General features: G+C 69.0%; 24 protein-coding genes. 17 read left to right on the forward strand and 7 right to left on the reverse strand.

Annotated elements, in window-relative coordinates; translation table 11 throughout:
* Positions 1 to 21: 21 nt before the first annotated feature.
* Positions 22 to 1092 carry a DmpA family aminopeptidase gene (locus AC0685_RS14460; protein WP_478225937.1) on the reverse strand — a complete coding sequence of 357 codons (1071 nt, stop codon included), beginning with the start codon at positions 1090 to 1092 and terminating at the stop codon, positions 22 to 24.
* Positions 1089 to 1700 (reverse strand): TetR/AcrR family transcriptional regulator, encoded by a 612-nt coding sequence (locus AC0685_RS14465; RefSeq protein ID WP_478225938.1) that lies wholly within the window; start codon positions 1698 to 1700, stop codon positions 1089 to 1091. The genes AC0685_RS14460 and AC0685_RS14465 overlap by 4 nt, the downstream gene beginning before the upstream one ends.
* A 142-nt stretch (positions 1701 to 1842) precedes the next feature.
* Here AC0685_RS14465 and AC0685_RS14470 point away from each other — a divergent pair, with 142 nt between their 5' ends.
* Positions 1843 to 3219: an APC family permease gene (locus tag AC0685_RS14470; protein WP_478225939.1), complete on the forward strand. Its 1377-nt coding sequence runs from the start codon at positions 1843 to 1845 to the stop codon at positions 3217 to 3219.
* On the opposite strand, the gene AC0685_RS14475 is transcribed toward AC0685_RS14470, so the two are convergent.
* Positions 3220 to 3786: a helix-turn-helix domain-containing protein gene (locus AC0685_RS14475; RefSeq protein ID WP_034308044.1), complete on the reverse strand. Its 567-nt coding sequence runs from the start codon at positions 3784 to 3786 to the stop codon at positions 3220 to 3222.
* Positions 3787 to 3854: 68 nt separating this feature from the next.
* On the opposite strand from AC0685_RS14475, the gene AC0685_RS14480 reads away from it, so the two are divergent.
* The 5 genes from AC0685_RS14480 to AC0685_RS14500 all read left to right on the forward strand — a co-directional run bounded on the left by AC0685_RS14480 (position 3855) and on the right by AC0685_RS14500 (position 6971).
* Positions 3855 to 4568: an AzlC family ABC transporter permease gene (locus AC0685_RS14480; protein ID WP_478225940.1), complete on the forward strand. Its 714-nt coding sequence runs from the start codon at positions 3855 to 3857 to the stop codon at positions 4566 to 4568.
* Entirely contained in the window at positions 4568 to 4888 is a 321-nt protein-coding gene (locus tag AC0685_RS14485) for an AzlD domain-containing protein (RefSeq protein ID WP_478225941.1), read from the forward strand. Before AC0685_RS14480 ends, AC0685_RS14485 begins: the two co-directional genes overlap by 1 nt.
* 54 nt (positions 4889 to 4942) lie before the next feature.
* Positions 4943 to 5572, forward strand: coding sequence for a pyridoxal 5'-phosphate synthase glutaminase subunit PdxT (gene pdxT / locus AC0685_RS14490; protein WP_038512501.1), 630 nt, complete (start codon positions 4943 to 4945; stop codon positions 5570 to 5572).
* Positions 5573 to 5623: 51 nt separating this feature from the next.
* Complete coding sequence (locus tag AC0685_RS14495) at positions 5624 to 6373, forward strand: YebC/PmpR family DNA-binding transcriptional regulator (protein WP_470226705.1); 750 nt, start codon at positions 5624 to 5626, stop codon at positions 6371 to 6373.
* Between the two features lie 67 nt (positions 6374 to 6440).
* Positions 6441 to 6971, forward strand: coding sequence for a DUF4262 domain-containing protein (locus AC0685_RS14500; protein ID WP_478225942.1), 531 nt, complete (start codon positions 6441 to 6443; stop codon positions 6969 to 6971).
* 82 nt (positions 6972 to 7053) lie between these two features.
* On the opposite strand, the gene AC0685_RS14505 is transcribed toward AC0685_RS14500, so the two are convergent.
* Entirely contained in the window at positions 7054 to 7506 is a 453-nt protein-coding gene (locus AC0685_RS14505) for a cupin domain-containing protein (RefSeq protein ID WP_478225943.1), read from the reverse strand.
* Positions 7507 to 7584: 78 nt separating this feature from the next.
* On the opposite strand from AC0685_RS14505, the gene ruvC reads away from it, so the two are divergent.
* The 9 genes from ruvC (at position 7585) to AC0685_RS14550 (ending at position 17368) form a co-directional block, all read left to right on the forward strand.
* Positions 7585 to 8169: a crossover junction endodeoxyribonuclease RuvC gene (ruvC, locus tag AC0685_RS14510; RefSeq protein WP_340681463.1), complete on the forward strand. Its 585-nt coding sequence runs from the start codon at positions 7585 to 7587 to the stop codon at positions 8167 to 8169.
* The gene (ruvA, locus tag AC0685_RS14515) at positions 8166 to 8765 is read left to right on the forward strand and encodes a Holliday junction branch migration protein RuvA (RefSeq protein ID WP_125683140.1); all 600 of its coding nucleotides are present in this window, start codon (positions 8166 to 8168) and stop codon (positions 8763 to 8765) included. The genes ruvC and ruvA overlap by 4 nt, the downstream gene beginning before the upstream one ends.
* A gap of 8 nt (positions 8766 to 8773) precedes the next feature.
* Entirely contained in the window at positions 8774 to 9850 is a 1077-nt protein-coding gene (gene ruvB / locus AC0685_RS14520; RefSeq protein ID WP_478225944.1) for a Holliday junction branch migration DNA helicase RuvB, read from the forward strand.
* Positions 9851 to 9995: 145 nt separating this feature from the next.
* The gene (gene yajC / locus AC0685_RS14525) at positions 9996 to 10394 is read left to right on the forward strand and encodes a preprotein translocase subunit YajC (protein ID WP_478225945.1); all 399 of its coding nucleotides are present in this window, start codon (positions 9996 to 9998) and stop codon (positions 10392 to 10394) included.
* Positions 10395 to 10626: 232 nt separating this feature from the next.
* The gene (gene secD / locus AC0685_RS14530) at positions 10627 to 12324 is read left to right on the forward strand and encodes a protein translocase subunit SecD (RefSeq protein WP_478225946.1); all 1698 of its coding nucleotides are present in this window, start codon (positions 10627 to 10629) and stop codon (positions 12322 to 12324) included.
* A 56-nt stretch (positions 12325 to 12380) separates the two neighbouring features.
* Positions 12381 to 13523 carry a protein translocase subunit SecF gene (secF, locus tag AC0685_RS14535; protein WP_478226161.1) on the forward strand — a complete coding sequence of 381 codons (1143 nt, stop codon included), beginning with the start codon at positions 12381 to 12383 and terminating at the stop codon, positions 13521 to 13523.
* Positions 13524 to 13630: 107 nt separating this feature from the next.
* Positions 13631 to 14149 carry an adenine phosphoribosyltransferase gene (locus tag AC0685_RS14540; RefSeq protein ID WP_478225947.1) on the forward strand — a complete coding sequence of 173 codons (519 nt, stop codon included), beginning with the start codon at positions 13631 to 13633 and terminating at the stop codon, positions 14147 to 14149.
* Positions 14150 to 14227: 78 nt separating this feature from the next.
* Complete coding sequence (locus tag AC0685_RS14545) at positions 14228 to 16558, forward strand: RelA/SpoT family protein (RefSeq protein WP_478225948.1); 2331 nt, start codon at positions 14228 to 14230, stop codon at positions 16556 to 16558.
* A 30-nt stretch (positions 16559 to 16588) separates the two neighbouring features.
* Positions 16589 to 17368 carry an enoyl-CoA hydratase/isomerase family protein gene (locus AC0685_RS14550; protein WP_478225949.1) on the forward strand — a complete coding sequence of 260 codons (780 nt, stop codon included), beginning with the start codon at positions 16589 to 16591 and terminating at the stop codon, positions 17366 to 17368.
* An 87-nt stretch (positions 17369 to 17455) separates the two neighbouring features.
* Here AC0685_RS14550 and AC0685_RS14555 read toward each other — a convergent pair whose 3' ends face one another.
* The gene (locus tag AC0685_RS14555) at positions 17456 to 18241 is read right to left on the reverse strand and encodes an aminotransferase class IV family protein (protein ID WP_478225950.1); all 786 of its coding nucleotides are present in this window, start codon (positions 18239 to 18241) and stop codon (positions 17456 to 17458) included.
* A 1-nt stretch (position 18242) separates the two neighbouring features.
* A complete protein-coding gene (locus tag AC0685_RS14560; RefSeq protein WP_478225951.1) occupies positions 18243 to 19100 on the reverse strand; it encodes a peptidylprolyl isomerase in 858 nt (285 codons plus the stop codon).
* 156 nt (positions 19101 to 19256) lie between these two features.
* Between AC0685_RS14560 and AC0685_RS14565 the strand changes: the two genes are divergently transcribed.
* Positions 19257 to 19865 (forward strand): MBL fold metallo-hydrolase, encoded by a 609-nt coding sequence (locus AC0685_RS14565; RefSeq protein ID WP_478225952.1) that lies wholly within the window; start codon positions 19257 to 19259, stop codon positions 19863 to 19865.
* A complete protein-coding gene (locus tag AC0685_RS14570; protein ID WP_478225953.1) occupies positions 19865 to 20521 on the forward strand; it encodes a hypothetical protein in 657 nt (218 codons plus the stop codon). The genes AC0685_RS14565 and AC0685_RS14570 overlap by 1 nt, the downstream gene beginning before the upstream one ends.
* A gap of 339 nt (positions 20522 to 20860) precedes the next feature.
* Here the strand turns inward: AC0685_RS14570 and AC0685_RS14575 are convergent, their stop codons facing one another.
* Positions 20861 to 22267 carry a YibE/F family protein gene (locus AC0685_RS14575; RefSeq protein WP_478225954.1) on the reverse strand — a complete coding sequence of 469 codons (1407 nt, stop codon included), beginning with the start codon at positions 22265 to 22267 and terminating at the stop codon, positions 20861 to 20863.
* Positions 22268 to 22281 lie beyond the last annotated feature (14 nt).

A 22281-nucleotide genomic window follows, 5' to 3' on the forward strand; every position in this document is an offset into this window, starting at 1 on the left:
ACGACACGTCTGCCTTACCTGTCAATTGGTGGTGCGCCACCGCCCCGTCGGCAGTGCGGGGACTCGGTGGCCGCGGTGACCGGTCATCTCCTCGTTCGCGAACAGGGCGTTCAGCACCGCTTCTTCGGTCGCCTGCACCACGGCCTCGAAGAACGGGTCGAGCCTGCCCCACGGGACGAACCGCAGGCTTTCGTACTCGGCCTCCTCGGTCCGGGGGAACCGGCTGGTGAGCGCTCCCGGATTCGCCGTGCTGAACGCCAGGAAGAGATCGCCGGAGAAGTGCGACCCCGCGGTGCCGGTGCGGGCGAGGCCGAGCGGGACACGGCGGGCGAGCGCGGTGCACTGGCCGGGCAGCAGGGGAGCGTCGGTACCGACGATCACGATCACCGATCCCGCGCCGGACGGCGCCGCCCAGTCCGCCTCCATCGGGTTGTCGGCGCCGAGTTCCACGCCGACGTGCTCGCCCGCGACGGTGAGTTCGCGACGTGAGCCGAAGTTGGCCTGTACCAACGTTCCCACGGTGTACTCGTCGTCCCCGTAGGACACGACGCGGGAGGCCGTGCCGGTTCCGCCCTTGAAGCCGTAACAGGTCATCCCGGTACCGCCGCCGACAGAACCTTCGCTGACCGGACCCGTGCGCGCGGCGTCGATCGCGGCGATGGCGTGTCCACTGTGGATAGTCGGTGCGGTGCTGTCGTTCAGATAGCCGTCCCAGGTCTCGGCGACCACCGGCAGCAGCCATTCGGCGGCCACGTCGGGCCGTTCCCTTACCAGCCAGTCGATCGTGCCGCGATGGCACGCGCCGACGGCGTGCGTGGAGGTGATCAGCACCGGCAGGGTCAGCGAACCCGTCTCGGCCAGCCACGCGGTGCCGGTCATCTCGCCGTTGCCGTTGAGGGCGTACGTCCCGGCCGCGCACGGCACGGCGAAATCCTCGCGTCCGCGCGGCAGGACGGCGGTGACGCCGGTGCGCACCGATTCGCCTTCGACGAGGGTCGTGAAACCGATCTCGACGCCGGGGACGTCGGTGAGCGCGTTGTGCTCGCCGGTCCGGCCGGGCAGCGGGACACCCAGATCGCGGGCGCGGGTCATGGACGGTCCTCCAAGGGGTTCGAGGTGGCTGTGCGGGCGTAGGAGAGCAGCATCGCTTCGGCGGTGGCGGTTTCCAGCGTCGGCACGGCCTGCGTGAGGTGCAGGCCGTAGCCGTCTTCCAGTGCGACGAGGTTCCGCGCGATCGACACCGCGTCCGCGGTCAGCGTGAACTCGCCGGTGGCGGCGCCCGCTTCGAGGATGCCGGTGTAGATCCGGACCTGCTGCTCGTAGAGCGTGATGTGCCGTGCGGCGTACACGGGATCACGGCGGGCGATCGTGCCCAACTCGTAGAGGAGTACGCAGAGTTCGTCGTCAGGGCCGGTGGGCAGGCCGCTGCGGATCATCGCCAGCAGCCGGCCGGACGGGGGCGTCTTCGCACCCGCGGCCTGCTCTCTCGCCGAACAGAACCGCGCCACCGCCTCGCGCTGCACCTCCTGGAGCAGAGCGGTGAGGGTGGGGAAGTAGTACAGGACCGAACCCGGCGACAGGCCCGCGCCCTCGGCGACGTCCCTCAACCGCAGGTTCAGCACGCCGCGTTCGAGGACGGCCTGTCTGGCCACCTCGATCAACTCGGTACGCCGCTCCGCTGCCTTGCTCGGTCTCGCCATGCGTTCATTCTTCGAATCTTGTTCGAAAAACGCAAGAGCTGCGCGCGATCAGCTCTTGACGTCACACGGTGGAGGGCCTTTGATGCGTGCTCAACGGTTTTTCGAAGGAGATTCAAGGAACCTACCTTGTAGGAGGTCGGCCGTGTCCACTCCCGCCCTGCGCCGCGGTCTGCGCACCCTCGGCACGCTGCTCATCACGCTCTCCGCGATCAGTCCCGCTTCGTCGGTCTTCATCATCGCGCCGGGGGTGATCTCCGGTGCCGGGACGGGCGCCTTCTACAGCTTCGTGGCGGCCGCGGTGGTCGGAGTCTTCATGGCCTTCGTCTACGCCGAACTCGCGTCGGCGTTCCCGCTGGCGGGCGGCGAGTACGCGATCGTCACCCGCACTCTCGGCCGCTTGCCAGGGTTCGCCGTACTGGGTCTGATGATCATCACGCAGGTGCTCATCGTCGCGGTGATCGCGCTCGGCGTCGGCACCTACCTCGGCGTGCTCCTGCCCGGCGTGCCTGGTTCGGTCATCGCCGCCGTGACCTGCGTGGTCGCGGCCGTCGTCGGCGTGTTCGACATCAAGCTCAACGCCTGGGTCACCGGGATCTTCCTGGCGATCGAGATCCTCGCGCTGATCGTGGTCAGCGCGCTCGGACTGCTGAACCCGGCGCGGTCGTTCGCCGATCTGCTGGCGCATCCGGTCGCCTCGGACGGTGGTCCGGCCACCGTCGGTGCCATCGCGATCGCCACGTCGGTCGCGATCTTCGCCTACAACGGCTACGGCTCGGCCGTGTACTTCGGCGAGGAGACGCAGGACGCCTCGCGGGGGATCGCCCGGGCGATCCTGCTCGCGCTGGGCATCACCGTGCTCGCCGAGCTGGTCCCGGTGACCGCGGTCCTGCTCGGCGCGCCCGACCTGAACGCGCTGTTCGCCTCGGGGAACATGCTGTCCTACTTCATCGATTCGCGTGGCGGCGGAACCCTCGACACGGTGCTCGGACTGACCGTCGCGCTCGCGATCATCAACGCGGTGCTGGCGATCGTGCTGATCAGCTCGCGGATGCTGTTCAGCAGCGGCCGCGACCGCGCGTGGCCCCGGCCGGTCAACCGGGCGCTGGCCGCGGTGCACCCGAAGTTCGGGACGCCGTGGGTGGCCACCGTCGGCACCGGACTGGTCGCCGCGCTGCTCTGCTTCGTCGACCCGAAACTGCTGCTGGTGGTGACGAGCACGTCGATCGTGGCGGTCTACGCGGCGCTCTGCCTCGGCGCGATCGTCGGAAGGCGCACCGGCGCCACCGCGCACGCCGAGTACCGGATGCCGTGGTTCCCGGTCGCGCCGGTGCTGGCCCTGGCGGTCCTGGTGTTCGTCGTCTACCAGAACCTGCTCGACCCGGCGGTGGGACGGCCGAGCCTGATCGTCACGGCCTGCGTCGCCCTTCTGTCGATCGCGTACTACGTCCTGGTTCTGCGGCGGAAGGGCGGCTGGAAGCTCGCCGATGTCACCGAGGAGAAGGCCGAGGAGCCCGCCTGATCAGGTGTACTCGGCGATCTCCACGCCGTACGTGCCCGGTTCGAGCGCCTCGAAGATATGCGGGACGTCGCCGGGGTAGCAGATGTAGTCGCCGGGCAGCAGTTCGACCGGCTCGTCCAGCGGCCCGACCTTGGCGCGGCCCGCGCTGAGGACGATGTGCTCGACGATGCCGCTCATATGCGGATCCGAGAGTCGCGGTTTCCCGGGCTCGGCGCGGATCAGGTACACGTCGCGCCGGGCGCCGGGCGGGCACGAACTGAGCAGCGTGCAGGCGTAGTCGGCGTGCTCGGCGAACACTGTCGGCCCGCTTCCCGAGCGGATGACCTGCACGCGGGGGCGTTCGGGTTCGACCACACGGGAGAACGGGACGTCGAGCGCGACGCACAGCGCCCAGATCGTCTCGACGCTCGGGTTCCCGGTCCCGGACTCCAGCTGCGAGAGTGTGGATTTCGCGATGCCGGCGCGTTTGGCGACCTCGGTGAGGGACAGCCCGGTGCGGGCGCGTTCCCGGCGCAGGGACATGGCGATGACGTCCAGGGGTGCGCCGTCGGACGCGGTCGGGGACATGCGTTCGCTCCATCGGTCGTTGCGTTCGCCTTGACGAACACGGCTGCGTTCGTTCATTGTATGACGCTATGCGTTCGATATGGCGAACAACCACTCGTGTCCTGGGGCGCGATCTTCTCCGTGACATCGGGCTGGTCTGCCTCGCCGACACCATTGTCGGCATCTCCTACGGCGCCATCGCGGTGGGCTCCGGCTTCCCGATCTGGGCGCCGATGCTGCTTTCGGTACTGGTCTTCGCGGGCGCCTCGCAGTTCATGTTCGTCGGCATCATCGCCGCCGGCGGCAGCCCGGTCGCGGCCGTCGCGGCGGGACTGCTCGCCAACGCGCGACATCTGCCCTTCGGCTTCGCGATCGGCGACGTCCTTGGCAAGCGGTGGGCGTCGAGGATCGTCGGCAGCCACCTGATGATCGACGAATCGGTCGCGTTCGCGCTGGCCCAGCGCGACGAGGAGCGGCGCAAGGCGGCGTACTGGGTGTGCGGAATCGGGCTGTTCGTGTGCTGGAACGTCGGCGTCCTCGCCGGGGCTTACGCCGGGACCGCGATCAGCGACACCGACGCCTTCGGTCTCGACGCGGCCTTCCCGGCGGTCCTGCTCGCGCTGGTCCTGCCGTCGCTGCGCGACCGTGCCGCCCGGCTGCCGGTGCTCATCGGCGTGGCCGTCGCGCTGGCCACGACGCCGTTCCTGCCCGCGGGGCTGCCGGTGCTGCTCGCGCTGGTCGGCGTGCTGGCCGGAGTGGCCGCGAAGGAACCCGTCGAGCGTGAACCCGAGGGAGTGCACTGATGGACCCGCTGGAACTGATCATCGCCGGTGGTGTGCTCGCCGCCGGGACCTTCGCCTTCCGGTTCGCCGGACCGGTGCTGAAGGCGCGGTTCACCGTGTCGTCCAAGGCCGAGAAGCTGATGGCGCGTTCGGCCGTCGTCCTGCTGGCCGCGCTGGTCGCGGTCGCCGCGCTCACCGAGGGACACGAGTTCGCCGGCTACGCCCGGCCCGCCGGGGTGCTGGTCGGCGGCGTGCTCGCCTGGCGCAAGGCGCCGTTCGCGCTGGTCGTCGTCGCGGCGGCCGCGACCGCCGCCCTGCTGCGGCTGGCCGGGGTCCCCTGACCTGGTCCTTCCCCGAGGCGCCTAAGCTAAGGGGAAGGTCTTTCGGGAGGTCGGGTGGCGATCGCGACGGGGGCACGGCCGGTGGTCGGCGTGCTCGCACTGCAGGGCGACGTGCGGGAGCACGCCGCGATGGTGGAACGCGCCGGCGCGCGTGCGCTGCCGGTCCGCCGCGCGAGCGAACTGTCCGAAGTGGACGGTCTGGTGCTGCCGGGTGGCGAGTCGACCACCATGTCGAGGCTGCTGGAGACCTTCGAACTGCTGGAGCCGCTGCGCGAGCGCATCGCGGACGGGATGCCCGCGTTCGGCTCCTGCGCCGGGATGATCCTGCTCGCCCGCCAGGCCCTCGACGGGCGGCCTGACCAGCGGCAACTCGGCGGGCTCGACGTGGTCGTCCGGCGCAACGCGTTCGGGCGGCAGGTGGACTCCTTCGAAGCCGACCTCGACTTCACCGGCATCGAAGGCGGCCCGGTGCACGCTGTGTTCATCCGCGCCCCATGGGTCGAAAAAGCGGGCGACGGGGTCGAGGTACTCGCCAGTGTCCCCGAAATGCCGGGCTCCGAGGACGCGGCCGCTAGGATCGTCGCGGTCCGGCAGGGGGCGGTACTCGCCACGTCGTTCCACCCCGAACTCACCGGGGACGAACGCGTGCACAGGCTGTTCGTCGACCTCGTGCGGCAGGCTTAAGCAAAACCGACACTGTGCTCAGCGGCGGGCACAGGAGTAGATGGAGGAGAGATGAGCGGCCACTCCAAGTGGGCCACCACGAAGCACAAGAAGGCCAACCTGGACGCGAAGCGCGGCAAGCTCTTCGCCCGGTTGATCAAGAACATCGAGGTGGCGGCCCGGACCGGCGGTGGCGACCCGGACGGCAACCCGACGCTCTACGACGCCATCCAGAAGGCCAAGAAGAACTCGGTCCCGCAGGACAACATCGAGCGCGCCCGCAAACGCGGCGCCGGTGAAGAGGCCGGTGGCGCCGACTGGCAGACCATCACCTACGAGGGCTACGGCCCGAACGGGGTGGCCGTGCTGATCGAATGCCTCACCGACAACAAGAACCGCGCCGCCATGGAGGTGCGGACCGCGCTCACCCGGAACAACGGCTCGCTCGCCGACCCGGGCTCGGTCGCCTACATGTTCAACCGCAAGGGCGTCGTGATCATGCCCAAGGGTGACGCGGCCGAGGACGACGTTCTCATGGCCGTGCTCGACGCGGGTGCCGAGGAGGTGAACGACCTCGACGAGAACTTCGAGATCGTCTCCGAGGCGACCGACCTCGTCCCGGTCCGGAAAGCCTTGCAGGAAGCCGGTTTCGAGTACGAGTCCGCGGATCTCACCTTCCTGCCGTCGGTCAGTGTCCCGCTGGACGTCGAGGGCGCGAAGAAGGTCTTCAAGCTCATCGACGCGCTCGAGGATTGCGACGACGTGCAGAACGTGTACGCGAACTTCGATGTGTCGGACGAGGTCATGGCGGAAGTCGGCTGATCGATTTTCCCGCCATGCCGCGGAAAATCGGTCCCGGGGCTAGGTGCGGGCGCTCGCGTGGGGCACAATGTCGCGCGTGACGACCTCCGAAGCCGACGCCCTCACTGCCGAAGAAACCGAACTCATCCAGTGGATCGAGGCGCAGGCGAAGGCGAGAGGGAACGCGGTCATCGCGGTCGAAGGTGACGAGGAGGAAGCGGCCTTCTGCTTCACCGCGTGCGCCTGGGCGCTGCACAACGTCGCGGAAGCGGTCGTGATCGGATTGCCCGGGAACATGGGGCCGGTCCTGCTCGACGCCTACGTGGACCGCGCGGCCGCCGGCGAGATCTTCGAGGTCGGCAAGCAGTACGACGATTTCTTCGAGGGCGCGCCGGTGGTCTTCGAGCGGGTCGCGAAGGGGCACTATCCCGAGTACTTCGGGAGCGCGTTCCTGATCTATCCGGACGGGGACTTCCCGGCGCTGCAGCTGATCGTCGCCACACCGGACGGGCACTTCCCGTGGCATCCGGACGCGCCCGAGGGCTTCGCGCGGTACCAGCCGGTGCTGACCGAATCCGGTGACCCGGAGAGCTGGACGCCGGGCGTCGATGGCCCCTGAGTCACCACTGCGCGTGCTGATCGCAAGTCCGTGAAGGCCTCCTTACCTACCCTGAAGGTAGTGAAGGAGGCCTTCACGGATTTCAGGGGTGCTCCAGCCAGGGCGCCAGATCCTCAGCCGCCTCCTGCCACTCGGCGGCCAAAGCCGCCGCGGACCGGAACTCCACGCAGTCGTCCGTATAAGGCGGTACCACCACCGTCCCGACCAGGCTCCACTCACCGGTGCTCACCGACGCCTGCCACACCCCGGCGGGCACCACCACCTGCGGACGCTGACCGGCCGCGACGTCCGGCCCCAGCACCGGCCGCGAGATCCGCCCGTCCGGGAACAACAGCAGCATCCGCACCGGCGCCCCGGCGTGGTGCGCGTAGATCTCCAGCCGGTCCAGCCGGTGCGGCGCCGACGTTTCCGGAGGCGCCAGCAGATAGTAGATCGCCGAAGCGGTCTCGTCGCGCCAACTCTGTGCCCAGCGGCCACCTTCCACCGGCAGCGGCTGGAGACCCAGATGAACGGTGAACTCGTCGAGGCTCGGCATGTCCTCATCTTGCCCGGCGGTGGCTCCGGGTAGCCTCAGCCTCGAACGGATGTTCGCTGGAGCGGCGGAGGGAAACGCGTGCGGGTACTCGGGGTCGACCCCGGTCTGACCAGGTGCGGGCTCGGAGTGGTCGACGGCGGCACGGGCCGCACCGTCCGCGCCGTGGCCGTCGACGTCGTGCGCACCCCGCCGGACGCCGATCTTTCCGTACGCCTGCTGGGGATTTCCGATGCCGTCGAGCGGTGGCTGGATCGCTACAAGCCCGAAGCCGTCGCCGTCGAGCGGGTCTTCGCGCAGCACAACGTGCGCACCGCGATGGGCACCGCGCAGGCGGGCGGTGTCGTCGCGCTCGCCGCGGCCAAACGCGGGCTGCCGGTCGTGTTCCACACCCCAAGTGAAGTCAAGGCCGCCGTCACGGGCTCCGGCCGCGCGGACAAGGCGCAGGTCACCGGTATGGTCATGCGGCTGCTCGGCCTCGAGGTCAAACCGCATCCGGCGGACGCCGCGGACGCGCTCGCGCTCGCCATCTGCCATCTGTGGCGCGAACCGATGCGGGTCCGGCTCGCCGAAGCCGAGGCCAGGGCCGCCGAGATCGCCAAGAACCACAAGGCCAGGCTCGCCGCCGCGGCCAAACAAGCAAAGACGCAGGGAGCGGCTCGATGATCTCCTCGGTACGCGGTGAAATCCTCTCCATCGGTCTTGACCACGTCGTGATCGAGGTCGGGGGAGTGGGCTTCGCCGTGCAGGCCACCCCCGCCACCCTCGCGACGCTTCGCCGTGGCGAGGAGGCGATGCTGCACACCGCGCTCGTGGTCCGCGAGGATTCCTTGACGCTGTTCGGTTTCGCCGACGCGGACGCCCGCGAACTGTTCGGCCTGCTGCAGACAGTCTCCGGGATCGGTCCGCGGCTCGCGCTCGCGACACTGGCCGTCCTCGATCCCGACAAGCTGCGCTCCGCGCTGGTCGAAGGCAACATCACCGTGCTCACCCAGGTGCCCGGCATCGGCCGCAAGGGCGCCGAGCGGCTCACGCTCGAACTCCGGGACAAGGTCACCGCGCTCGCGGGGCCGACGGACGGCTCCCCGGCGGTCGTCGCGCCCGGCGCGCTGCGGGGCGAGGTCGTCGAGGCGCTCGCGGGTCTCGGGTTCCCGGCCAAACAGGCCGAACAGGCCGTCGACAAGGTGCTCGGCGAGGGCGAAGGCCACACGACCTCGTCCGTGCTGCGCGCCGCGCTGGCCACCCTCGGGCGTAAGCGGTAACCGGCCACATGGACTATGAGGCCGTGACGGAATTCGACGCCGACGACGAGACGCTTTCGGCGCTGCCGCAGACCGGCGAACGCGAGGTCGAGACCACGCTGCGCCCTCGCAAGCTGGAAGAGTTCGTCGGCCAGCCACGGGTGCGTGAACAGCTCGAACTCGTCCTGGAAAGCGCGCGACGCCGGGGTGTCCCGCCTGATCACGTCCTGCTCTCCGGTCCGCCGGGGCTGGGCAAGACGAGTATGGCGATGATCGTCGCCGCCGAACTCAACGCCGCCATCCGCATCACCTCCGGACCAGCGCTGGAACGCGCGGGCGACCTGGCCGCGATGCTGTCGAACCTGGCGCCCGGCGACGTCCTGTTCATCGACGAGATCCACCGCATCGCCCGCCCGGCCGAGGAGATGCTGTACCTCGCGATGGAGGACTTCCGCGTCGACGTCGTCGTTGGCAAGGGGCCCGGCGCCACCAGCATCCCGCTGGAGATCGCGCCGTTCACACTGGTCGGTGCCACGACGCGATCCGGTGCGCTGACCGGTCCGCTGCGTGACCGATTCGGTTTCACCGGCCAGATGGAGTTCTACAGCGACAGCGAACTCGAACTCGTCGTCCGGCGGGCGGCGACGATCCTGGAGATCCCCATCGACCGCGATGGCTGCGCCGAGATCGCGCGCCGATCGAGGGGCACTCCCCGGATCGCGAACAGGTTGCTGCGCCGGGTCCGCGACTACGCCGAGGTCCGCGCGGACGGGAATGCCACGCGCAAGGTCGTGCGTGCCGCGCTGGAGGTCTACGACGTCGACGAACTCGGCCTCGACCGGCTCGACCGCGCGGTGCTGACCGCACTGGTCCGCTCCTTCGGCGGCGGCCCGGTCGGCGTGTCCACGCTGGCCGTCGCTGTGGGGGAAGAACCGACCACCGTCGAGGAGGTGTGTGAGCCTTACCTGGTCCGCGCCGGTATGCTCGCCCGCACTCCTCGCGGCCGGGTCGCCACAGCGGCCGCGTGGGAACACCTCGGCCTGCCGGTCCCGGCCGGTGCCACACGCGGCGAGCAGGGCGGACCGAACCTGTTCGACCAGGACTGACCGGACCGTTCACGCGGTCGGAGGCCCGTGGTGACGACGGGTGGTGGTGGAGTTTCCGCTGGCACCTGGCACACTCGGAGAGAGCACACCCCGCCAAACCGGACAAAACAGCGCACCGCGCGGCGTCCGCTCGAAATGGAGAATCATGAACCAGTTATTGCTGCCGCTGCTCCTGATGCTCGTTGTGGCGATTCCGCTCGTCATGGGCACCCGTAAGCAGAAGAAGGCGGCGGCAGCGCAGCAGGAGCTGCTCTCGAGTCTGGCTCCCGGTGACCGGGTGATGACCACCTCCGGTCTCTACGCGTCTGTCGCCGACGCTTCCGCCGACACCACGATCGACCTCGAGATCGCTCCGGGCGTCGTGACCACCTGGCTGCGCCAGGCCGTCCGCGAGAAGGTCGAGCCGGTCGTCGAGACCGACGAAGACACGATCGACGACGAGGCCGTCGTCGAGGAGCCGGCCATCGAGTCGAAGGACGACAAGCGCGTCGAGGAGAAGTCGGGCGCGCAGGTCGCTCCTCCGCTGGAGCACGGCAAGAAGTAGCGGTTGTAAGGCCATCCCCGACACCAGACTTTCGTAGGTGTGGGGCCAACGCCGGGCTCACGCAGCACCGAGTAGTGTCTCGGTGCTGCGTGCGTGTCCGTCGTCATAGTCGTGCCCGTTCACCGGGCATCGTCATCGAGGCAGGTTCGCGGTACCACCGGACTCCCGTCCGGTAGGTGAACAGCCAAGTCCATTGGGGAACACCCAGTCCGTCCGAGGAGACCGAAGCACAGTGGCCGCACCGGCCGGGCATCTCCGCCCGGGACGCTATCTCGCCTTCTTCGCCCTGATCGTGGTGGCGCTGTACGCCCTGGTGTTCTTCACCGGTAGCGGCAAGCCGACGCCGAAGCTCGGCATCGATCTGCAAGGCGGCACGAGGGTCACCCTTTCCGCCCGAAACCCCGACGGCGGCGACCCCCCGCGAGAGTCCCTCGAACAGGCCCGCTCGATCATCGAGCGCCGGGTCAACGGTATCGGCGTCAGCGGCACCGAGGTCGTCCTCGACGGCAGCAATGTCGTCATCACCGTCCCCGGTGAGCAGGGCGACCAGGCCAAGACCCTGGGCAAGACCGCGAAGCTGGGCTTCCGGAAGGTCGTGACGTCGCAGCCGGTGACCCCGGTCCAGCAGCCGTCGGCCCCGCCCGCTTCCGGCACGCCGTCTTCGGCACCGCCGGCTTCGCCGGGCGCGAGCGCCCCGCCGAGCAGCCCGGCCAACGGTGGCGGTGGAGCCGCCGGTGCGCCGCAGCAGCAGCCGGACGAGAACGCGGACGAGAAGACGAAGAGGGAGATCGAGGAAGCCCGGAACGTCCGGCAGAACCCCGATCTGCTTTCGACGGACCAGGCGAAGCAGGCCGCGGCTGCCGAGAAGGCCTTCGCGGCCCTGAACTGCGACCCCAAGATCGCGGACCCGCTGGTCGGCAACGACCTCACCGACAAGCCGCTGGTCGCCTGCGGTGACAAGAACACCATGAAGTACCTGCTGGAGCCGGAGTTCCTGCCCGGAACCGAGATCTCCGACGCTTCCTCGGGCTACGACACCCAGAACTCCCAGTGGGTCGTCAACCTGAACTTCAAGGGTGACGGATCCCGGATCTGGGGCGACTTCACCTCGAAGAACGTCCAGAAGCAGGCCGCGTTCGTCCTCGACACGCAGGTCGTCTCCGCGCCGACCATCCAGTCCGCGATCCTCGGCGGCCAGACCCAGATCACCGGCCGGTTCAGTCAGACCGAGGCGAAGGACCTGGCGGATGTGCTGAAGTACGGTTCGCTGCCGCTCTCGTTCGAGTCCTCGGACGCGACGACGGTGTCCGCGACGCTGGGCCTCGCGTCGCTGCAGGCGGGCCTGATCGCCGGCGGTATCGGCCTGCTGGCCGTGTTCATCTACTGCATGTTCTACTACCGGCTGCTCGGCCTGCTGACGATCCTGTCGCTCGGTTTGTCGTTCACCATCGTGTACGGGGTCCTGGTGCTGCTGGGGCGGTGGATCGGGTACACCCTCGACCTCGCCGGCGTGGCAGGCCTGATCATCGCGATCGGTATCACCGCGGACTCGTTCGTCATCTACTTCGAACGGCTCAAGGACGAGATCCGCGAGGGCAGGACGTTCCGGTCCGCGGTCCCGCGTGGCTGGTCCCGAGCCCAGCGCACGATTCTCGCCGCGGACGCGGTCAGCTTCCTCGCCGCGGCGATCCTCTACCTGCTGGCCGTCGGTGACGTGAAGGGCTTCGCGTTCACCCTCGGCATGTCGACGGTCCTCGACCTCGTGGTCGTCTACCTCGTCACGCACCCCCTGGTCGCGATGGTGTCCCGGTCCAAGTCGAAATTCCTGTCCAACCCCAAGAACCTCGGCCTCGGCGCCGTGCAGCAGGTGGGTTCGGACCGCAAGGCCGCTCGCGCCGTTCCCGGCCGTACGAACGTGAAGGAGGCGTGACCGTGGTCGACGACAAGAACACCACCGATAACAAGCACGAGAGCGTCTTCCGCCGCATGTACGTGGGCACCGGCGTATTCGACGTCGTCGGAGTCCGCAAGCGCTGGTACCTCTTCTTCGGCGCGCTGGTGCTGGTGTGCATCGCCTCGATGGGGGTCAAGGGCTTCAACTTCGGCATCGACTTCGAAGGCGGCACCCAGATCCAGCTGCCCGCCAACGGCAAGAGTGGGCAGATCACCGAAGAGCGGGCCAAGGAGGTCTTCGCCGACGCGCTGGGCAAGCCGGCCGACGAGGCGCAGAAGGTCGGCACCGGTGTCGCGTCGACCATCCAGCTCCGCTCGGACACTCTGGACGCGGCCGAGGTCGCCAAGGTGAAGCAGGCCCTGTTCCAGGAACTGGGCCCGATCGGATCCAGCGGTCAGCCGAGCGTTCAGGCGATCAGTGACAGCGCGGTCAGCGCGTCCTGGGGCGGGGAGATCTCCCGGCAGGCACTGATCGCGCTCGGAGTCTTCCTGCTGGCGGTCACGCTGTTCCTGGCGTTGTACTTCGACCCCCGGATGGCGGCCGCGGCACTGGTCACCCTGCTGAACGACATCGTGGTGACGGCGGGTGTCTACTCGCTGATCGGCTTCGAGGTCACGCCGGCGACGGTGATCGGTCTGCTGACGATCCTCGGGTTCTCGCTGTACGACACGGTGGTGGTGTTCGACAAGGTCCGCGAGAACACGCGCGGTCTGCTCGGCCTGACCCGCCGGACCTACGCGGAAGCGGCGAACCTGGCGTTGAACCAGACGCTGATGCGTTCGTTCAACACGTCGTTGATCGCGGCGCTGCCGATCCTCGGGTTGCTGGTGATCGGGTACCTGCTGCTCGGTTCCGGCACCCTGCAGGAGCTCGCGCTCGTGCAGCTCACCGGCACCGTGGTCGGCGTGCTGTCGTCGGTCGCGCTGGCCACCCCGCTGCTGGTCGACTTCAAGATGCGTGACCCGAAGTACCGGCAGCAGGCCGATCGGGTCGCTTCGCGGCGCGCGAACCAGGCCCGCAAGGCCGCCGAGCGCGACGACGACTTCGACCCGAACGACGAGGACGCCTTGGCCGCCGAACTCCGCAAGGAGAAGGCGTACGCCGCCGCGGCGAGCGTCCCCGCCAGGAACCAGAAGGCCCACAAGGGCCGTCCGTCGGGCAAGCGCAAGAGGTAGTCCCGGCCGTCAAACGCTAGGAAAGGTCCTTTCATTGCAAAATTTGCAATGAAAGGACCTTTCCTAGCGTTCAGGGACCGGAAGCACGACAGGAGAGCAGGAAGTACATGGAGCTGGACAAGGCACTCGACCTCATCGCCGACGTGCCGGACTTCCCCGAACCCGGCGTGCTGTTCCGGGACCTGAGCCCGCTGTTCGCCGACGCGGCGGGCTTCAAGGCCGTCACCGACGGCTTGGCCGCCACCGTCGATCCCGACGCCGACGTGCTTGCGGGTGTGGAAGCGCGCGGGTTCCTGCTGGCGGCCGCCGTCGGCTACGCCCGCGGTCTCGGCGTCGCGTTGATCCGCAAGCCCGGCAAGCTGCCCCGGGTCGCGGGCAGGGTCGGCTACACGCTGGAGTACGGCACCGCGACCGTCGAACTCCCCGAAGGCGTGGTCGGGCCCGGCCAGCGTGTCGCGGTCCTCGACGACGTGCTCGCGACCGGTGGCACGGTCGCGGCCACCTGCAAACTGCTGGAGGACGCGAAGGCGCAGGTCACCGGGGTTTCGGTGGTCATGGAACTCGGCGCGCTCGGTGGTCGTTCCGTGCTTGAGGGGCGTCGTGTGGAGGCCCTCCGGGTGTGTTGAGCGGGCGTACCAAGTGGGCCGCGAGGGGGAGCGGTTACCCTTGATGTCCGAAGGCCGCACGAAGCGCAGGAGGTGCGGGTGAGCCAAGAGCTCGATGCCGCGGTGTCCTCGAAGGACGGCACCGAGCAGAACGGTGCGGCGCGACAGGGGGCAGCGCCGACGCCGTCCGCGACACGCCGTGTCCGCGCCCGCCTCGCCCGCCGGATCACCGCACAGCGCGCCGCGCCGGTCAAGCAGGTTCTCGAACCGCTCGCCGTCATCCACCGCGAGCTGCATCCGAACGCGGATCTCGCCCAGCTGCAGCGCGCCTACGACGTCGCCGAAGAGCTCCACCGGGAGCAGCGGCGCAAGTCCGGCGACCCGTACATCACGCATCCGCTCGCGGTCGCGACCATCCTCGCCGAGCTCGGCATGGACACCACGACGCTGGTCGCGGCGCTACTGCACGACACCGTCGAAGACACCGGCTACTCGCTGGAGAGCCTGAAGGCCGACTTCGGCGAGAAGGTCGGCGAGCTCGTCGACGGCGTCACCAAGCTGGACAAGGTCAAGCTCGGCACGGCCGCCGAGGCCGAGACCATCCGCAAGATGGTCATCGCGATGGCGCGCGACCCGCGCGTGCTGGTCATCAAGCTGGCCGACCGGCTGCACAACATGCGCACGATGCGCTTCCTGCCGCCGGAGAAGCAGGCCCGCAAGGCTCGCGAGACCCTGGAGGTCCTCGCCCCGCTGGCGCACCGGCTCGGCATGGCGACGGTCAAATGGGAGCTGGAGGATCTGGCCTTCGCCATCCTGCAGCCGAAGAAGTACGACGAGATCGTCCGCCTGGTCGCCGATCGCGCGCCTTCGCGCGACACGTACCTGCGGTCGGTGATCACCGAGCTGACCGGCAATCTCGAAGGCTCGCGGATCACCGCCAAGGTCGAGGGCAGGCCGAAGCACTACTACTCGATCCACCAGAAGATGATCGTCCGCGGCCGCGACCTCGACGACATCCACGACCTGGTGGGTGTGCGCATCCTGGTCGAGGACGTCCGCGACTGCTACGCCGCGATGGGTGTCGTCCACGCGCTGTGGCAGCCGGTCCCCGGCCGGTTCAAGGACTACATCGCGCAGCCTCGGTTCGGTGTGTACCAGTCGTTGCACACCACGGTGATCGGGCCGGACGGCAAACCGCTGGAAGTCCAGATCCGGACCTACGAGATGCACCGCACCGCCGAATACGGCATCGCCGCGCACTGGCGGTACAAGGAAACCAAGGGCACCCACAACGGGAACGCCATGGATGTCGACGAGATGGCGTGGATGCGCCAGCTCCTCGACTGGCAGCGTGAAGCGGCGGACCCGGGGGACTTCCTCGAGTCACTGCGTTACGAGCTCGCCTCGCGCGAGATCTTCGTGTTCACGCCCAAGGGTGACGTGATCACGCTGCCGGTCGATTCGACGCCGGTCGACTTCGCCTACGCCGTGCACACCGAGGTCGGGCATCGCTGCATCGGGGCCCGCGTCAACGGCAGGCTCGTCGCCCTCGAGCGCAAGCTGGAGAACGGCGAGGTCATCGAGATCTTCACCTCGAAGGCCGAGACGGCGGGTCCGAGCCGCGACTGGCTGCAGTTCGCCGGCTCGCCCAAGGCCCGCGCGAAGATCCGGCAGTGGTTCGCCAAGGAACGCCGCGACGAGGCGATCGAAGGCGGCAAGGAGGCCATCACCAAGGAGGTCCGCAAGGTCGGCCTCCCGATCCAGCGGCTGGTCTCCGCCGAGTCGATGGGCGCGGTCGCCACCGAACTGCGGCATCCCGACATCAGTTCGCTGTACGCGGCCGTCGGCGAGGGCCACACCAGCGCGAAGCACGTCGTGCAGCGGCTCGTCGCGCTCATCGGCGGGGTCGACGAGGCGGAGGAGGAACTCGCCGAGCGCGCGACACCGTCCACGGTCACCCGCCGCCGCGGTTCGAACGACGTCGGTGTCGTGGTGAAGGGCGCCAGCGACGTCTGGGCGAAGCTCGCCCGCTGCTGCACGCCGGTGCCCGGTGACGAGATCCTCGGTTTCGTCACCCGCGGTGGCGGTGTCAGCGTGCACCGGACCGACTGCACCAACGCCGACGACCTGCGGGCTCAGCCGGAACGGCTCGTCGAGGTCGAGTGGGCGCCGTCGGCGTCCTCGGTATTCCTCGTCGCGATCCAGGTCGAGGCGCTGGACCGGCACCGCCTGCTCTCGGACGTCACGAAGGTGCTCGCGGACGAGAAGGTCAACATTCTGTCCGCGTCGGTCACGACGTCACGCGACAGGGTGGCGGTCAGCCGGTTCTCGTTCGAGATGGGCGACCCGAAGCACCTCGGACACGTGCTGAAGGTGGTCCGAGGTGTCGAAGGCGTTTACGACGTGTATCGGGTCACTTCGGCTTCGTGATCGCCCGCGGCATCCGGTTAGGTTCGGAACATGACTGACGGGTTCGAGTTCACTCGCGACGGCGAGGTCGCGCGGCTGACGTTCACCAGGCCGGAGAAGATGAACGCGATCACCTACGGGATGTGGTCGGCGATCCCGGACGTGGTGGCGCGGGTGGAGGCGGACCCGGCGATCAAGGTCCTCGTGCTGACCGGCGCGGGCGCGCACTTCTCGGCGGGCGCGGACATCAGCGAGTTCCAGGAGCTGCGATCCACCGCCGACGCGGCCGAGACCTACGACAAGGCCGTCGACGGCGCGGTGGCGGCGCTGACGGCGTCGCGGAAGCCGACCGTCGCCATGATCCAGGGCAACTGCATCGGCGGCGGATGCCAGATCTCGGTCGCCTGCGACTTCCGCTTCGCCGCCGAGGGCGCGCGCTTCGGCATCACGCCGTCGAAGCTCGGGATCGTCTACCACTTCGACTCGACCCGGCAGCTGGTCTCACTGGTCGGCCCGGCGCACGCGAAGTACTTCCTGCTCTCGGGTGAACTCGTCGACGCGCGGCGGGCGCGGGAGATCGGGCTGCTGAACGACGTCTTCCCGGCCGATGAGCTGGAGGCCGCGACCGGGAAGTTCGTCGACACGCTGGCTTCGCGTTCGCAGGCATCGGTGCGCGGGATGAACCGGATCATCGAGAAGATCGTGGCGGGACAGCAGGAATCCGATAACGAGGTCGACGAGATCCGGCTCGGTGCCCTGCACGGCGAGGACTACGCAGAGGGAGTGGCCGCGTTTCTGGCGCGGCGGCCGCCGAAGTTCACCTACCGCTGAGCGATCCGAGCCGCTTCGCCGTGAAGGCCTCCTTCACTACCTTCAGGGTAGGCAAGGAGGCCTTCACGGACCCGAATCCGGGGCGAGCTAGATCTCGTCCCAGGGATTGCTTTCGTACGCTTCGGCGAGGATCCGGCCGGTCTCCGGCGCGAACGGCAGCACGACGTCGTCCACCGATGCCACCGGCCAGCCGATCGACTCCGAGTTGGTCAAGAACATGGCGTCGAACCCCGGCAGATCGGCGGGGCGGACGTCGCGGATCTCCTGGGGGATCCCGTTGTGCTCGAGGCCGCGACGCACGAGTTGCTGGCTGATGCCGTCGAGCACCGGTGCCTGCGGCCAGACCACAGTGCCGCCTTCGAGGAAACCGACGTTCCAGATCGACGCCTCGCTGACCCGGCCCTGGTAGTCGACGAACAGCGCGTCGTCGTATCCCGCCAGCTTCGCCTCGCGCGTGTGGTGGAGCAGTCCGAACGTACCGACGTGTTTGACCTCCGGGAGCACCCGCTCGTAGCGCACGGACCGCAGGCGCAACGGTGTCATCTCGTGCTCTCGGGGCGGCCCGATCCGGACGAGGACATCCGGTGCCGCCGGCGCGCCGGGATCGGACCAGTCCAACGCCCGGGAGAAGATCAGCACCCGCACGGACAACGCGTCTTCACCCCGGATGGCCTGCCGTACGTACCCGCGCACCGCCTCGGTGTCGAGGTCGTGGGCGAACATGCGCCGCGTACTCGTCGCGAGACGGCGAAGGTGGACGTCCAGACCGCGGACCTTGCCGCCGCGGACCTGCATCGCGGTGAAGTGGCCATAGCCGAACGCTCCCGCCAGGTCTTCCGACCGGGCGGGAGCGCCGTTGACTTCCAGCTTCACGTCAGGCGTTGACCGTGACGCCGGTGAACTTGACCTCGGTGTTGGGCGGGCCGGTGCCGTCGCCGTTGCCGGCCTGCGCGTTCGCGCCCGCCTTGGCGACCTTGTCGAGCACCTTCAGGCCTTCGTCGGAGATGCTGCCGAAGACCGAGTAGTCCGGGGACAGTTCGGCCTCGCCGTAGACCATGAAGAACTGGCTGCCACCGGAGTTCGGCTGCTGCGTCTTCGCCATCGCGAGGATGCCGCGGCCGTACTTGATCTCCTTGAACGCCTCGTCCGGCATGGTGTAGCCCGGGCCGCCCATGCCGCTGGCCTCGGGGTCACCGCACTGCAGCATCTGCAGGCCGGTGGTGCCGAGCCGGTGGCACTTGGTGTCGTTGAAGTAGCCCTGCTGCGAGAGGCTGATGAAGCTCTGCACGGCACACGGGGCGAGCGCCCGGTCGAGCGTCAGCGGGATGTCGCCCGCGGTGCTCTTCAGCACGACGTTCACCGTGCCGTTCGAGGAGACGTCCTTGCCTTCCGGCTTGTTCACCTTCTTCGAAGCCGGCTTGCTGGTGTCGTCCTTGTAGTCACAGGCCACCGGGTTCGCCAGCGGCGTCGGCCGCTTCGGCATCGGAGTGCGCTCCGTGGGGATAGTGACCTCGGGGGTCGGAGGAGCCGAGCTGGGGGAAGCGTCGGAGGCGGCATCGTCACCACTGTTGCTGCTGACGATCCACCACACCGCGCCCGCCACGATGGCGACGACACCGACGACCGCTACCGAGCCGACGATCCTGCGCCGCTTGGCCTGTTCGGCCCGTCGCACGATCTGTCGCTCGAGCTTGCGCTTCGCGGCTTCGCGGCGCTGCTGGTTGGTCGGCACCCGCCCTCCCGGTTTCCACTCGATGTCACACGTCTGAGGTAGCGGGAGTCTATTGGCACAGCCTGTGAGGCCCCCGTACAGGGGCCGCTAGGCTTACTTGATCGTGATCAGGGCCATCCTGTCACCTGTTCGGCGGAAGAACTGAGGAGGCGTTTCGTGCTGGTTGTCGGTTTTCCGGCAGGCCCCCTCGAAGCCAACTGCTACCTGCTCGCCCCTGAAGGCGGCGGGGAGTGCGTGATCGTCGATCCCGGGGAGGACGTCGTCGAACCGCTCGAGGCCGCGCTTTCCACGCACGGCCTGACGCCGGTCGCGATGCTCGCCACCCACGGCCACCCCGATCACGTCGCTTCGGCGGACGAGATCGGTGCGCGCCACGGAATACCTCTCTATCTGCACGAGGCGGACCGGCCACTCCTGGGCCGGGACGCCGGAGAACGGAAGGACGGGATCGTGCCACTCGCCGATGGCCCGCTCGGGCTGGCCGGACTGGAGATCACGGTCTCCGGTACACCGGGGCACACCGCCGGTTCGGTGGTGTTCGGGCTGACCTCCGCCGAGGGCGGCCGGATCGTGCTCACCGGGGACAGCCTGTTCGCCGGTTCGATCGGCCGGTCCGCCGGGGACGGCGCCGAACTCGTGCGATCGCTCGGCGCCAAGGTGATGACGATGCCCGACGACACCGTCGTCCTCCCGGGCCACGGCCCGGCTACCACGATCGGGCAGGAGCGGGCGGGGAACCCGTTCCTGGCCGGGACGGGCGTGTGATGACCGAGCCGACCGGGACCCCGGAGACCCCCGAACGTCTCCCGCTGTTCCACGACGACCCCAAGCTGCGCCGCAGGCGCGGCTGCTCCAGCGTCGCCGGCGTCGTGATCTTCGCGGCCGCGTTCGGCGGGATCGCGGGACTGATCGGCGGTGAGATCGCCGGGCTGGTGGTCGCCGGCGTGATCGCGGTACCGCTGCTCTACGTCATGTTCTACAACCTGCGCCGCCGCGTCTGGCTCGAAAGCGACACGCTCATCGTGCGGACCTGGGGTGTGCGGCGGATCGACCTGACCGCGGCCGAGCGCATCGACCTGGTGATCAGCGACGTGCGCGGCACCCGGACGGTCAGCCTGCTGGTCAACGCCGGCAAGCGTCGCAAGGTCGCGAAGGTCGACCTGGCCGTCTATTCCGGTGCGGGCGGCCGGGAACTGGGCATCCTGCAGCTGCGCAAGCTGGCGAACGCGCTGCTGAACAACACCGAGGCGAACGGCCTGGTGTTCTCCGAACTGCTGGTGGCCCAGCTGAAATCGGAGGCGCGCGGGGACGCGGCGGCGGAGCGGCCGCTCTACCGGCTCGCCTCGGCGGCGCCCGCCGGGAAGTACATCCAGCGGTTCACGATGGAGGCGGTCAGCCGGTTCGTGGCGACGCTGGACTGAAGTTCGCGGGAGACGTTCGGCCTCGTGAGTGGTGAGGACGGTTAGAACCGTCCTTACCACTCACGAGGCTTCGGTGCGGGTCTCCAGCCGCACCTTGATCTCCTCCAGCTGGTAGACGATCTCCGGCAACTCGCCCGCGGCGGCGATCTTGGGCACCGCCTCGACGGCTTCCGCGTCGAGACGAGCACGCGCCGTGCGACGGCGGTCAGCTGTCTGGGGACGGCGAACGCAGCGCCGAAAACGTCGAACATGGCCCCTCCGATCACGCGGCGAACCTCGGGTGCGGCCTCTTCGTACCCGACTCCGGCCCGTGAGCGCGCGGCGGGCTCGCGCTTGTGGTTACAGGGACTCTTGGGGCTCCCGCGAGGCGATCAGCGCCGCCAGCACGGTGGTGACCGGGACCGCCGCGACGATGCCGACACTTCCGGCCAGCGTCCTGATGATCTCCTGCGCGATGTTCTCCGCGCCGAGGATCGAGCCGAGCCCGACTCCGGAAAGCGACGTGTACAGCAGCACCGGCAGCGCCGCCCCCGCGTACGCCATCACGAGCGTGTTGACCGCCGAGCCGACGTGGTCGCGCCCGATCCGCAGGCCCGCGCCGTACAGCTCACGCCAGCCGAGCGACGGATTCGCCCGCCGGAGCTCCCACACCGCGCTCGTCTGCGTCACCGTGACGTCGTCCAGCACGCCGAGCGCGCCGATCACGACGCCCGCCAGCAGCAGACCACGCGCGTCGATCCCGTGCCCGAGCGACCCGATCAGCTGCGAGGTGCTGTCGTCGAGCCCGGTCAGCGACGCCGCGGCCGAGAAGATCGCGGACAGGACACCGATCAGGACCAGGCTCACCAAGGTGCCCAGCACCGCCACCGAGGTTCTCGCGGACAGCCCGTGCGTCAGGTACAGCGCGACGAACATGATCGCGCCCGCGCCCGCGATCGCCACCAGCAGCGGGCTTTCCCCGGCGAGGATCGACGGCAGCACGAAGAACGCGAGCACCAAAAAGCTCAGCCCCAGCGCCACCAGCGCCGCGAGACCCCGCCACCGGCCCAGCACGATCACCGCGAGCGCGAACAGCCCGGCGAGCAGCAGCAACGGCGTACCGCGCTGGAAATCGACGATCTGGAATGACGCCGGGTTCGCGACGTCGCCGCCGTTGTAGGACAGCACCACCTCGTCGCCCGCGGCGAACCGCGGTGTGCTCGGCTCGATGGGAAGCGTCAGCTTCAACGACTTCCCGGCCCCGGGGCCGTCGGTCATCGTCAGCTCACTGGTGAGACACGGCTTCGCGTCCGGCGGCGGTTCGCCGACCTGCACCTGCCCTTCGGCGAGACACGGGCCGGTGATCGTCTTGGCGACCGTCGCGTCCACCGGGGTTCCCTGGGGGAAGACGCTTTTCGCCGGATCCTCGCCCCACGGGTAGAGCACGATCATGCCGACGGCGGTGGCGACGGCGAGCGGGATCAGCAGCCACATCAGCAGGAGCCGGACCCGGTGCGACGCGGGTGCCGCCGGCCCGTGGCCGTGCGAATGCCCGTGACCGACCGGTTCGGGCTTCGGTTCCGGGGCGCGACGTCTGCCCGATTCCGCCTGACGCGGCCGCTGGGCCGGGGGACGGGGCCGCCGCGCCCCCTCAGGAGGCGGAGTCCGGCGCGGCGAACGGGACGTTCCGGGCGAACGATCGGACGGGGCGTCCGTTACCCGGCGAATCGGGCCGGTGTCGTCGTCGGAGAGGTCGCGGCGGTTCACCCGCATATCCTCCA

This window comes from Amycolatopsis sp. NPDC043889 (assembly GCF_056435645.1).